14 protein-coding genes and 1 pseudogene are annotated in these 12,137 nt (G+C 65.8%); 2 read left to right on the forward strand and 13 right to left on the reverse strand.

Translation table 11 applies throughout. The features are described 5' to 3' along the window. The 4 genes from AC1D01_RS07745 to AC1D01_RS07760 form a co-directional block, all read right to left on the reverse strand. Positions 1–1,002: cbb3-type cytochrome c oxidase subunit I (locus AC1D01_RS07745; RefSeq protein ID WP_477865478.1), on the reverse strand; the 1,002-nt coding region annotated here is incomplete at its 3' end. Positions 1,003–1,106: 104 nt separating this feature from the next. After that, positions 1,107–2,504 (reverse strand): efflux transporter outer membrane subunit, encoded by a 1,398-nt coding sequence (locus AC1D01_RS07750; RefSeq protein ID WP_477865479.1) that lies wholly within the window; start codon positions 2,502–2,504, stop codon positions 1,107–1,109. Continuing rightward, positions 2,501–3,586, reverse strand: a complete 1,086-nt coding sequence (locus AC1D01_RS07755; RefSeq protein WP_477865480.1) for an HlyD family secretion protein — start codon at positions 3,584–3,586, stop codon at positions 2,501–2,503. Before AC1D01_RS07755 ends, AC1D01_RS07750 begins: the two co-directional genes overlap by 4 nt. 19 nt (positions 3,587–3,605) lie before the next feature. After that, positions 3,606–5,195, reverse strand: coding sequence for an MFS transporter (locus tag AC1D01_RS07760; protein ID WP_477865481.1), 1,590 nt, complete (start codon positions 5,193–5,195; stop codon positions 3,606–3,608). 314 nt (positions 5,196–5,509) lie between these two features. Between AC1D01_RS07760 and AC1D01_RS07765 the strand changes: the two genes are divergently transcribed. After that, positions 5,510–6,598: an AraC family transcriptional regulator gene (locus tag AC1D01_RS07765; protein ID WP_477865482.1), complete on the forward strand. Its 1,089-nt coding sequence runs from the start codon at positions 5,510–5,512 to the stop codon at positions 6,596–6,598. Between the two features lie 342 nt (positions 6,599–6,940). On the opposite strand, the gene AC1D01_RS07770 is transcribed toward AC1D01_RS07765, so the two are convergent. The 8 genes from AC1D01_RS07770 to AC1D01_RS07805 all read right to left on the reverse strand — a co-directional run bounded on the left by AC1D01_RS07770 (position 6,941) and on the right by AC1D01_RS07805 (position 11,236). Beyond that, the gene (locus AC1D01_RS07770; protein ID WP_477865483.1) at positions 6,941–7,387 is read right to left on the reverse strand and encodes a hypothetical protein; all 447 of its coding nucleotides are present in this window, start codon (positions 7,385–7,387) and stop codon (positions 6,941–6,943) included. Between the two features lie 43 nt (positions 7,388–7,430). Next, positions 7,431–7,808 (reverse strand): hypothetical protein, encoded by a 378-nt coding sequence (locus AC1D01_RS07775; protein WP_477865484.1) that lies wholly within the window; start codon positions 7,806–7,808, stop codon positions 7,431–7,433. A gap of 167 nt (positions 7,809–7,975) precedes the next feature. Next, the gene (locus tag AC1D01_RS07780; RefSeq protein WP_477865485.1) at positions 7,976–8,212 is read right to left on the reverse strand and encodes a hypothetical protein; all 237 of its coding nucleotides are present in this window, start codon (positions 8,210–8,212) and stop codon (positions 7,976–7,978) included. Positions 8,213–8,839: 627 nt separating this feature from the next. Beyond that, entirely contained in the window at positions 8,840–9,181 is a 342-nt protein-coding gene (locus AC1D01_RS07785; protein ID WP_477865486.1) for a hypothetical protein, read from the reverse strand. Between the two features lie 87 nt (positions 9,182–9,268). Then, entirely contained in the window at positions 9,269–9,595 is a 327-nt protein-coding gene (locus AC1D01_RS07790; protein ID WP_477865487.1) for a hypothetical protein, read from the reverse strand. A 117-nt stretch (positions 9,596–9,712) separates the two neighbouring features. Further along, positions 9,713–9,934, reverse strand: a complete 222-nt coding sequence (locus AC1D01_RS07795; protein ID WP_477865488.1) for a hypothetical protein — start codon at positions 9,932–9,934, stop codon at positions 9,713–9,715. 160 nt (positions 9,935–10,094) lie between these two features. Beyond that, positions 10,095–10,373: a hypothetical protein gene (locus AC1D01_RS07800; RefSeq protein ID WP_477865489.1), complete on the reverse strand. Its 279-nt coding sequence runs from the start codon at positions 10,371–10,373 to the stop codon at positions 10,095–10,097. Positions 10,374–10,612: 239 nt separating this feature from the next. After that, positions 10,613–11,236: a tyrosine-type recombinase/integrase gene (locus AC1D01_RS07805; protein ID WP_477865490.1), complete on the reverse strand. Its 624-nt coding sequence runs from the start codon at positions 11,234–11,236 to the stop codon at positions 10,613–10,615. A 210-nt stretch (positions 11,237–11,446) separates the two neighbouring features. On the opposite strand from AC1D01_RS07805, the gene AC1D01_RS07810 reads away from it, so the two are divergent. Beyond that, positions 11,447–11,779 (forward strand): hypothetical protein, encoded by a 333-nt coding sequence (locus tag AC1D01_RS07810; RefSeq protein WP_477865491.1) that lies wholly within the window; start codon positions 11,447–11,449, stop codon positions 11,777–11,779. A 99-nt stretch (positions 11,780–11,878) separates the two neighbouring features. Here AC1D01_RS07810 and AC1D01_RS07815 read toward each other — a convergent pair. Then, a pseudogene (locus AC1D01_RS07815) lies at positions 11,879–12,137 on the reverse strand (hypothetical protein); the annotation flags it as partial.

The following is a 12,137-nucleotide window of genomic DNA, read 5'->3' on the forward strand; positions in this document are numbered from 1 at the left end:
CTGCACGATCTGCACGATGGACAGCGTGACCAGCCACCCGGGCACCGGCCCGCCGATGAGGTGATGGCCGCCGACCTGGCCGTAGAAGAAGGCCAGGCCCCAGAAGCCCAGCAGCGACAGGTTGTAGCTCTGCACCGGCCGGCCGATGACCTTGGGCAGGAAGTAGTAGACGGCGCCCAGGGCGAGCGGCGTATAGAAGAGGCCCAGCACGTTGTGGCCGAACCACCAGTTCATCGCCGCCTGCTGCACGCCACGGTGCAAGCCCGGCAGGTTGCCGACGAGAAAGAGCACCGGGAACCAGAACAGTGCGCAGCCCATGTACCAGACCGACACGTAGAGATGGTCCACCTTGCGGTTCTGCAGCGTCAGCACCAGCGGCATGCCCACCAACGCGCCGGCGACCACGAACAGGACGTCGATCTGCCAAGGGATCTCCAGCCACTCCAGGCCGTCACTGAAGCCGGCTGCGATGGCGCCGAGGCCCGCGACGAGCGCGGCGTTCCACAGCGCGGCGCCCAGGAAGGCGTACTTCGCGCCGACCAGTTCCGTCTTCAGCAGGCGCGGGATGATGAACAGCGCGATTCCGAGGCCCGCCATGGGCGCCCAGCCATAGGCCACGGCGTTCAGGTGAACCGTGCGGATGCGACCGAAGGTGAGCCAGGGCTGCGCCGCCAGCCAGTCCGGCGCATGCAGCTTGATGGAGGCAGTCAGGCCCGCTGCCGAGGCGACCAGCAGCCACGCGAAAGCGCAACAGAGAAAGAAGAACACGAGCGGCGCGGTCGATGCATCGGCCCTGGCGCGCTGCATCAGTTCCGCGTTGGCCGCCGGCGGAAGAATCCCGGAGGCGGGATCTTCGGAGCGACCGATCTCGCCCGGCGCGAAGATGACTTCGCTCCCCCGGGCGCGGGGCTCGAACAGGGCGCTTCGCTGTGTCCAGATGAAGACCAGCAACGCAACCACCGACAAGACAAAGGTCGATAACAAGATGCTGACAGTGCTCATGAGAGCGCTCCTTGAAGCAGTGGGGCTGGGCGAGTACCAGAGGAGTTGAGAAGACAGGCGCAGCTCACTCACTGGCGAGGGTCATGCTGCGGGACAGCTTGCGGTCATGGCGACGCCACCGACCAGCCGCCGCCCAGTGCACGGAACAACGCCACCTGGTTCTGCAGCAGCCCGGATTGCAGACTCAGCACGCCCTGCTCCACCGCGAACAGGTTGCGCTCGGCCAGCAATTCATCCTGGTGGGACGCGTAGCCTTCGCGGAAGCGCCGCCCGGCAATCCGCAGCGACTCAGCCACCGCCTGGCGTTGGGCCAGGGCCTCGCCCAGCTGGGCCTGCTGCTGCGCGTGGCCGTTGAGCTGGATCTCCACCTCGGCCCAGGCGCCCAGAACGGCGCGCTCGTATCCGGCGAGGGCCTGGTCGCGCCGCGCAGCGCTGGCATCGGCCAGCGCCTGCAGTCGCCCGCCGTTGAAGAGGGGCGCCAGAACGCTGCCGCCCAGGCTCCAGATCGTGAACGGGTCACCGCGCAGCACGCTGGCGCCGGTGCGGCCGAGGCTCGCGTTCAGACGCAGCGAGGGCAGCCATTGCGAGCGGGCCGCGGCCAGCTGTGCATCGCTGGACGCGACCTGCACTTCGGCAGCATAGACGTCGGGCCGGCGGCGCAGCAATTCGGAAGGCAGGCCGGCATCGGGCAACGCACAGGGCCGCAGCGCGCTCAGCGCGCCGCCACGCTCCACAGGCCCGGGCGCGCGGTTCAGCAGCAGGTTGAGCTGCGCCTCCTGGCGTTCCAGCGCGCGCTGGAGCTGCGGCAGCACCTGGGCGCTGGCATGCCGCTCGGCCTCGGCCTGCGCGAGGTCGAGTGCACTGGCATGGCCCTGGCCGCGGCGCTGGCTCACCAGCGCGAGCGAGCGTTCACGGGAGGCCAGCGTGCGCTGCGCCAGTGCCATTTGCGCATCCAGCTCGAGCAGGCCGATGTAGGCCTGGGCCACGCTTGCCGCCACGCTCAGGGCCACCGAGTCGCGGGCGGCGCGGCTCGCTTGTTCACTGCTGTCGGCGGCGCTCGCGAGCGCGTCAATGCGGCCCCAGAGGTCCACCTCGTAGCCGGCCTGGAACAGCTCTTGGTGCCCGGTGGAGAGATAAGGCTTCAGCGTGACGTCGCTGATGCTGCGCGAGCGGGCTGCACCGAGACCGACGTCCAGGCTCGGCCAGAAGGCCGCGTGCTGCGCCACCGCCAGGGCATGGGCCTCGGCCACGCGGGCGGCCGCCTGCCGCAGGTCCTGGTTGCGGGCCAGGGCCTCGCCGACGAGCCGCGTCAGCGTGGCGTCGCCGAAACCTTGCCACCAGTCTGCCTCCAGGCGCCGGCTGCCCGCCGCGTGGCGCCATGCCGCGGGCGTGGCCCGGTCCGGTACGGCCTGCACCGGGCGCTCGGCGCAGGCGGCCAGCGTCAGTGCCAAAGAAAGCACGCCTGGCATTGCCAGCAGGTGCGAACGACGCGGCGGCTTCATGGGTGCAGCGACTCCGTGTCGACTTCGGCGATCACCGACATGCCCGGCCGCAGTCGGCCTGCCAGCGGCTCGTTGGCATCCACCGCAATGCGCACCGGCATGCGCTGCGCTACCTTGGTGAAATTGCCGGTGGCGTTGTCTGCGCGGAAGAGACTGAACTCCGAGCCCGTCGCCGGCGACAGCCGCTCCACCCAACCCTTGAGCCGCGCGTGGCCAAGGCCGTCCACCTGCAGCTGTGCGGGCTGCCCCGGCGCCATGCGGGCGGTCTGGTCCTCCTTGAAGTTGGCCACGACCCACACCTGCTCGGGCACCACCGCCAGCAGCTGGGCGCCGGGCGTCACGTACTGCCCGAGCTTGACGCCGATCTCGCCCAGCCGCCCGCTGCGCGGCGCGCGGATGCGGGTGTTCTCGAGATCGATCTCGGCCAGCCGCACCACTGCCTGGGCACCTTCGATGGCGGCCTCGATGGCCTGCCGGTTCACCTCCACAGCGCGCAGCTCCTGCCGTGCCGAGGCGATGGCCGAACGGGCCTGCTGGGCCTGCGCCTGGGTCTGGCGCTGTCCGGCCTCGGTCTGGCGCAACGCGCTTTCGGTCTGCTCGAGCTCGCGCTGCGACACCGAGCCGTCGCCTACCAGGGCCAGTGAGCGGCGATGGTCGGCGTGGGCGCGCGTCCATTGCGCGTCGGCATTGAACTGCTGGGCCTGCGCCGCCGCCAGCTGGGCCTGGGCGCTGGCGACGCCGGCCTCGCGCACATGGCGGGCCTGCACCACGTTGGCCAGGTTGGCCTTCTGCGCCGCCAGCGTGGCCTGGGCCTGGGCCAGGCGCTGGCGGTAGTTGCGGTCGTCTAGGCGCACCAGCAGCTGGCCGGCCTCGACGGCGGCAAAGTCCTGCACCAGGACCTCGGCCACGTAACCATCGACCTTGGGGGCGATGACAGTCACGCTGCCGCGCACGTAGGCGTTTTCGGTGGCCTCGATGCCGTCGCGGAACGGCGGCAACCGCCAGGCATGGAGGACGAGCGCGATGCCGGCGAGCGCGGCCGCCGCAACGAGGACGTTGCCGGTCTTCAGGAACTTGGACATGACTTCAGGTCGTTGGTTGTCAGGCAGAAATGGCGGCCGCGGCCGTTGTGGCGGCGGCCCGGCGGCGCCGCCCGCGCCACGCCAGCACCGCCAGCCACACCGACAGGCCAGCGGCCAGGGCGGCGGTGTGCAGGAAAAAGTCGTTGTAGGCCAGCACGAAGGACTCACGCGTGATCTGCTGGTGCAGCAGCACCATCCCCTGTTGAGCGCGGCCCGCCGGGTCGCCCATCGCGCGCGCCGCCCAGTCGCCGAGTTGCGCGACGCGCTGCGCCACCTGCGGGTCGCCGATGGCCATCTGCCGGGCCAGCGCGTCGAAGTGCCAGGACTGGCGCTGCGCCACCCAGGTGCTGGCCCAGGCCGAACCGAGCAGGCTGCCCAGCAGTTGCGCCGCGCTGAAGGCGGCCACGAAGCTCACGAGGTGCTGCCCCCCCTCCTCCATCACCGGGCCGAAACCGAGCAGCAGCGAAGCCGAGAAGAACAGGCCGAGCGCCACGGCCAGCAGGGACTGACTCAGGTAGAACTGCTCGGGGCGACTGAGCGCGCTCGCGTGGCTGTCCATCCACGCGGCAAGCACCACCAAGGCGGCAGCCAGCACCGACAGCAGCGGCGCACCGCGCCGCACCGCGATCGCCGGGGCCACCGCGAAGCCAGCCACCAGTCCTGCGCTCACCAGGGCGAACAGCAGCCGCATCTGCTCGTTGGACTGGCCAAGCACCGACATCAGCCCCACCACCCCCACGGTCTGCTCCGACAGCACGATGCGGAACAGCAGGACCCCCAGCACGAAGCGCAGCATGTAGGGCCGCGCCAGCCAGCGCAGGTCCAGCAAAGGGCTGGCGCGGTTGAGGTCGGCCAGCGCGTACAGCGCCAGGCAGGCGATGGCACCGGCCATGCAGCGGCCGAGCCACGGCGCGTCGGTCCACCAGGCCAGGCGCCCCTGGGAGACCGCCACGCACAACAAGGCCAGCCCGAGCGCGTAGAGCGGAAACGCCAGCAGGTCGCCGCGGTCGAAGGCGGGCCGCCGCGGCTGCGGCTTCAACGGCACCAGATGAATGGCAGCCAGGCTCAGCAACGCCAGCGCCACGTCGAGCGAGAACAGGCCGTGCCAGCGCCCTGCGTCCAGCAGCTCGGGCGCCAGCACGCGGCTCAGCGGGCCCGGCAGCTGCAGGCAGGCGAAGCCGGCCAGCAGCGCCAACGGCGCCAGCTTCTGCGGCAGCGCCTCCATCATGTAGAAGACCGCGAGCGTGCTCAGCGGCGCAGCTGTCAGGCCGAGCGCGGCACGCACGGCGACGGCCGAGCTCAGGTTGTCGGCCAGCTGGTGCAGCGCGCAGACGCCCATGAACAGCCACAGGCTGGCCGCCGTGAAGGCCCGCAGCCCCACATGCAGACGCATCTTCGTGATCAGCAGCGTGGCCCACAGCGCCGTTGCAAAGTAAGCCGTCGTGAGCCAGCTGGCCTCGGCCGCGGTGGCACCCAGCGAGCCCTGGATGGCACCGAGGTTGTTGCTCACCAAATAGAGCCCGAACCCCTGGGTCAGGCCGAGCAACACCCCGACCGCCGCGCGCAGCGGCGAGATCCGAGGCTGATCCGGTGACGATGACGCATTCATGACAGGTGAATTGGGTGGAGTCGTCAGCCCTCCAGCACGAGCGCTGGCGCCGGGCCGGCGGGTCGAGCCGAAAGCCTGGGGTGGAGATGCCGTGGAGCGCCGGCCCCGCGGGCGGAAGTGCCCGCGCGGGGCCGTCAATCGCACCGCTTGGAGAGTGCGCTCGACAAACAGAAGTCTGTTCGTTGGCGTGCGCCGCGCAAAGTCAGAGTCGGACAGCTTGGGCATCGGTTCGGACAACGCGACGAACGGCGCGATCCCGCCTGCAATACTCACCCACGGGAAAACCCCATACCTCCACCGGACTGCCCGCGACCATGCCCGACGTCTCTGTCTCCACCCTGAAACCCGCGAAGCCTGCCCCCGGGTTCTCAGCCCACACCGCGCTCAGCCTGCGCGAAAGGGTCTATGCGCCCCTCAAGATCCTGACGGTGGTGGAGGCCCTGGCGGAGCACGGGGTGGCCAGCGAGACCGCCCTGGCTGGCACCGGACTGAGAGTCGAGCAGGTCCGCGACCCCAGCGTGCGGACCTCGGTGCAGCAACTGCTCACCGTCGGACGCAACGCCTTGCGGCTGTGTCCGGCGTCCGGCCTGGGCCTGATGGTGGGCCAGCGTCTTCACGTCAGCAGTTATGGCCTCTACGGCTACGCCATGCTCTGTGCGGTCACCATGCGACAGGGCTTCGAGATGTCGATGCGCTACCAGGAGCTCGGCACGCCGGTGATGCCCGTCACCCTGTCTGAAGACGGCGGCAAGGCGGTCTGGCACATGCCGACCCACGCCGAGCTCGCGATGCTCGAGCTCAGCGCGGTCGAGTACCGCTTCTTCCTCGACATGCAGTTCGCGCTCCATGCCACCCTCGTCAAGGATGCGATGGGCCCGTGGTGCGTGCCAGCCCAGGCGCTGTATGCGATGCCCCCACCCGAGTACGCGGAGCAGGTGGCGCGGACACTCGGTTGTCCGGTGGCCTTCGATCAGACGAGCAATGAGCTGCACTATCCGCGCGAGTGGCTGGACCGTGCCCCACAGATGGCAAATCCGCTTACGGCGGCGCAGATGTCCGAGACCTGCGAGCGCTTGCTGGAGCAGATCGCCTGGCAGGCCGGGCTCACTCGCCGCGTCTACGAAGAGATCACCCGCATCCCTGGACGCTTCCCCAGCATCGAGGATGTCGCCTCGTCGCTGTGCATGACCTCGCGCACGCTGCGGCGCCGCTTGGACGCCGAAGGCACCTCGTTCAGCGAGCTCTCGTCAAGCGTGCGGCATGCCCTGGCGCTGGACTACCTGGGGACCACGAACCTCTCAATCGAGGACATCGCGGCCGCCCTGGGCTTCAGCGACGCAAACAGCTTCCGACATGCCTTTAAGCGCTGGTCCGGAAAGTCGCCGCTGGATTTGCGCCGCTAGCGACGGGCTGTGACCGACCGCAACCAGCCTGAAGCAATCAGTCAACCTGGACGACGCCTTTGCAGCGGTTGCTGCCGGTCGGCCAGGGAGTTCGAATGTCCGCTCACCGCGGGAATGCTGACGCTGAGAGCCGCCATCGGCAACGCTGGGCGAGATGAGGTTCGCCTCCGCCTCGACATGGCGCGGCTGGACGTCCGCTCCGCGCGCCCGCGAACTCACACAGTCGACCCAAAGCGGAAGTCGGCTTAGGCTGAGCAAGCCTCTGGGAAGCAGCCGTTCAACGTTTGCCGTGAGGGGTGACCTTCCAACTGGAAGGCGTCCGCTCGATGGAAAGGTTGGGCGTCATCGTGGCCCCGAGGGGGCTTGGCGTCGGAGTGCCTCAAGGTGCGGCTTGACCTCGTTGCCCTCAGCGTTCAGGAACGCAAATGAGCCACTGAGTATGAGGACGAAGTCGTTCTCGCCCGGAAAGAAGACGTACTCCACACCGGGAAGGAGGCCCAGGCTGCAGTTTCCTGGACCGAACGGGAAGTCTCTGACGAGACCAGGAGGGGTTCCCTTGAAGACCTCCTTCACCTCGAACTTGGCCTCCACTACGTCGATTTGCTCGCCGGGTCTCAGTGGGCTGGCGAACTTGGCCAGCTTCGCCTCTGTGATGCGGGCGCGAAAGACTGAATTGGCCTTTGCGAACAGCTCCTCACTTGTAGGCTGGCTAGGCGACGAACAGGCCGACGCGGATGAGGCAGCGAACGAGGCGACGAGTGCGAGTAGAAGATGTTTCATGACGCTCAAGAGATGGTATCCAGTCGGTGAAGGCGTCAGCGGCACTCCATCCCTACGAGGAACGTTTGACGATCAAAACGATCACGACCAGCGCGACCGCACCGGCATAGAACGCTACCTTGAGATAGCTGGGCGCGGAGGGCTCTGGACCAGGAAGATCGTTGCGTCCTGGCCAGACCGCCTGTTTCGCCGCGCCAGCGAACATATGCGCCACAGCAGGGAAGAGCGCGAACGCAAAGGAAGGGGCGACATATGAGACGGCTCCGAGAATGGCGGATGTTCCAAACACCCAAGCTGCGAACGGAACGGAGGGAAATACTGAAGCAGCGGCGAACCCGATTGCCGGCACGAAGCCTAGAGCAAGTCCGACGAGTGCCGCCAGCAGGCATGCGCCGAGTCGGAAAGCGGCAGTAGGTGAATCGTTCTCCACGTGAGTCCTTGCGTTTGACACGAGAGGCTCGCTCGGCCTGCCGGGCAGACTCTCGCTATGGAAGCGCCGCGCACGCGATGCGAAGCCGACCTCGACTGTGCCACGCCTACGTGCCCGAAAAGGGGGCGTTTGCCATGGGCTGCTCGTGGCCGTCGAGAGCCAGTCGCCTACGTGTCTTCATCACGGAGGCGATCTCGCGCCTGCGCAAGCAGATCCGAATACGCTGCGGAGAAGGGCTCGGACAGTTGCTTTTCGAGCAGGCTGCAAAGGTTCCAAAGAGCCCTGGCCTCAGCCTGGTCCGCTATCGACAACTGATCAGACTCCGCGAAGCGACTAACGAACTCAAAGAACACGAGCGCCTCATCGGCACTAAGGTCAAGGTGAACGCGTTGCTGTTGATCCATGTGGCGAGGGTAGCTGGCAACCCCGAAACCCGACAGTCGCGACAGGCCGCTTGTGGCCGTGTGTTGCCTGTCGACCCACGCATCAAAGCTGCGACCCAGCCRGTGCTTCACTGCAGCCGTACTTCAACTCAAAAGGTCGCCCAGCGATAACAAGTCCAGAGGGGACAGCGGTTCAGTCCCGAGGCCACTCACACGCGTAGCCATCTCCTTCCGGCGGGTCATTTCGAGGGCTGCTTGTCGCTCTTCGCGTTCCAGTGCAAAGACCTTCTCCAGCTCCGCTGGCGAGAGAACCATATCGCTCGGCAGCTGCCTCTCGCAGCGTTCGCACCTTGGATACCGATTTGTGAATACACCGAATCCACAATATGGACACTTTGGTGGCACCTTCTGACTCATGGCAGACCCTTTGATCGAACTCGTGGCCGACCGGCTTCACGGCCCACTCGACGTGGTTGACGCCTTCATCGTACTACCTGTGAAAGCATCCACATATAGCGCTAGTCGCCCCGGGAGCCGTCGCAGATGAGCGACAGTTCGTAGCCGACTGTGATCTTTCGACTGTCGCCTAGCAGGCTGGGCACCACGGGGCCGAGTTGGCCGCCGTTGACTGCCGCCTCGCTTGAATGGCTAGGTTTCACGGGGGCCCAGGCTTGGCCTTGCAAGACGAATCTCTGAGTAGCGCATTGCCCAAACATCTCCGACTATTTCGACTTTCCCCAGGTCCTCCAACTTCTGCATCGTCGCCTGCAGATAGGCCAAGGGAAGGTGCGGATAGGTCTGATCAAATTCCGCGAGGAGATCGCCGACGATCTTCGCCACCTTCTGCCAATGAACTGTGCATTCCCGAAGAATGAGTACCTGTGCAGCAGAACGCTCCTCTGACGTGGAGGCGCGCATCTGCGCGATCTCTTCATCCGTTGGTTCGTAGGGCGCTGCATCCTCTGGATCGAAGTCGTTGGAATCAACCATGGTGGAAAGTTGCCTCGCGGTTTCCGTGGAGCCTACTCAAAAGCGGTCGCTCGTGACCGGCAGGAAATGGCCGACAACAGAGCCTCCTCAAAACGGGTCAACGAAGAGTCCGAAGCCTCGCTCCAGGTACTCACCGAGGGCAGCAGCTTGTGCGCTGCTTTGCAGCACTGCAGGTTCGAGCATGACGATCGCGGAAAATGCTGCGCCACGAGGCGCATGGATCACGTTTTCGACTCTGAGCTGGAACGAAAAGCCGTCGATTCGCGGCAACACAGCCGGTGGATTGTCAGTTGACTGGCCGAATGAGACTATTTCGCCTTGCCTTGGTAGTACCTCGAAGTCGAGTTGGCCGGAAGCCATGCCGAAGGACTCCGTCGGCGACGCGAAAATTGAGAGATCGACATGTGCCTTCATGGCTGCGTATGCTAGCTGGGCGTACGTGCATGGTCTCGCCAGACGACCCGGAAGCTGCCGTCGGCGACTGGCAGGTACTGGCCGTCAGGCGCCAACCACGGCGAGCCCGTGCGAGCATCAATCGGCATTCGCGTCGTCGTTCTCCGTCTGCTTAGCATGCCGCACGCGCCGAGCCGCGTCGTACACAGCCGCCCCCAAGCCAACGACGACCATCGCAACTGCTTCGAGCTGCGCCCAGCTGAACATGGATTCCTGCATCGCGAGGAATCCGCCGATAAGCGCTAGCACAGCGCCCAAAACGAAGATGGGCAGCTTCTCAACCGGCGGAGGAACGATCATGACCCTAGCCTACCTGAAAGGCGTCTCTCGCAGTCGCCCGCTTCTGGCCGACTGTTGCCTGTCATCTGTCTCGCCTGGTGGCCTAGGGGCGACCCGTTGCATCTCCGGCCAACGTGTGCCTGCGAAGCGCTTCGCTGAAGACTGSCTGATGCCAGTCTTGTCAGCTTTTCCGCTCGGCGCCGGGTTCCCGAAGGCTCCTGATGAACTTGATGCCTGCGGAGATTCCGAGTACGACAAGGCCAGCGAGCGCAACGACGAGGATGAATGCCTCGCGTGCCCAGAGCATCAGCAGGCTCAGAAAATCCGGGCGCTTACCACTTGGGTAGGGGTAGTAGTACGACACCGCCATGCACGCGACGAGTAGGAGCAATCCAACGAAGCCGATGGCGCCATCCTTGGTGCCGCCTTTTTTCGGTTGAGAGGAYTTATCTTCGGTCATCKTGTAGTTCCTCCAGGCAACCTGCGGACRGGGTCGTGTCGTCTACTGGTGAACATGGCAGTGTTCGGTGCCTCCGAACCATTCTGKCTCATGCGGAGAGCATTGGCGGTGGGCGGCCCGAGAGCGGTCACTGGCGACGGACCGCTCGTGGCCGGAACCGCCGACGCGCACCGAGAGCATACGGCCATGGTTCAGGCGGCGTCACTGGCAAGCTGCCAGCGCACCCGCCATCGATCGCCTCAGATTTCAGTCTGTTCGGAGATCTCGAGCGCGTCGTCGACTTCGATACCCAGATACCGCACCGTCGACTCGAGCTTGGAGTGCCCAAGGAGCAGCTGCACGGCGCGGAGGTTCTTGGTGCGCCGGTAGATCAGCGTCGCCTTCGTCCTTCGCATCAAGTGCGTCCCGTAGTCGGCGCGATCCAGCCCCAGTTCATAGACCCAGTGCCCGAGGATTCTGGCGTACTGGCGAGTACCGAGATGGAGCGATTCATGGAGGCGGCTCGGAAACAGAAAGTCCTCCGGCTTCAGCCCAGCGAGCTTGATCCAAGCCTGCACGGCATCTCGGGCGGCCGGCGTGATYTCGAACTGAACCGGGCGCTGGGTCTTGTGCTGGACAACGATGGCRCGCGCGGCCACCTGATCRCCGTGACACACATCGCGGACCTTCAGGCCGACCAGATCRCAGCCGCGCAGCTTGCTGTCGATGCCGAGGTTGAAGAGTGCCAACTCACGAACCCGGCCTTCCATCTGCAACCGGACGCGCAGGGCCCAGATGTCCYTGAGCTTGAATGGCGCTTTTTGCCCGACGAGCTTGCCCTTGTTCCACGGTTCGCGATGAACTGCGTTTCCTGCAGTGCCCATGATGGTCTCCCATCGAGTTGAGGGCCACGAAGGATGCGCGCGGTCACCGCTTGCACTTGCTCTGAGCCGCACCCCTGGTGGCGTAGCCTCCTATGCTGAAGGGCAGCTTTGGAGCGGTCTGGCAAACTCACGCTGCCGGCCAGTTGCTGCCGGTCGCCAAGGGCTGCTTTCGGGTAGCCTACGAGTCACGCTGCATCGCACAAGGTTTTCATGAAGCTTGAACTCCACAAGCACATCCGCGCAAGCATTCTCGTCAGCTGGGTCGTAGCATGGAACGTCCTTCTGGGCTTGAGCATCTGGCTCAATGGGGGCCTTGGTCAGGAGCAGGTCTCAATAGCGGCATGGCCGACAGTGATCGCTTTCCTCGGTTCCTGCGCCTTCTGTCTTCTGGTTCTGTTCTCATCGGCCACGCGGTCGTGGACGCTGAAGCCCACAAGCCAGATCGCTGCAATTCGCAATGGGCTTTGGTTCGTCGCACTTCTGACAGGTGGCATGGGGCTCGCCACGCTTTATGGCTTGCTGATCGAGGCAGCGCGTCCTTAACAGCAGCCGTTGTCGGCCAGATGCGGCCAGACGTGAACGGCGGCTTTTGGATAGAGTGACCCCAAGGCTGCGAGGCTGATCTCTGCGGGGTTCGGCCGCTCAGACCCTGGCGAGGAAGGCCGCCGCATCACCCGCTTCGCACTTCCAGTCTGCGAAAACCCCGACCAGATTCCATTCCACGCAGCGGCAGGCGATGTAGTACCAACGCACGTCATGTGTGCCCTCGTACACGGAGACGCCGGACATCAGCTCGAACACCTCGTTCTCGCACACGCACTCGTGCGTCTCTGGCGCGGCTTCTTCCATGTAGTCCGCGCTGTCGCCCATCGGGTGCTCCTGCCCGCAGTCGGTGCAGGTG

Source organism: Rhizobacter sp. P3_B12 (assembly GCF_056402895.1).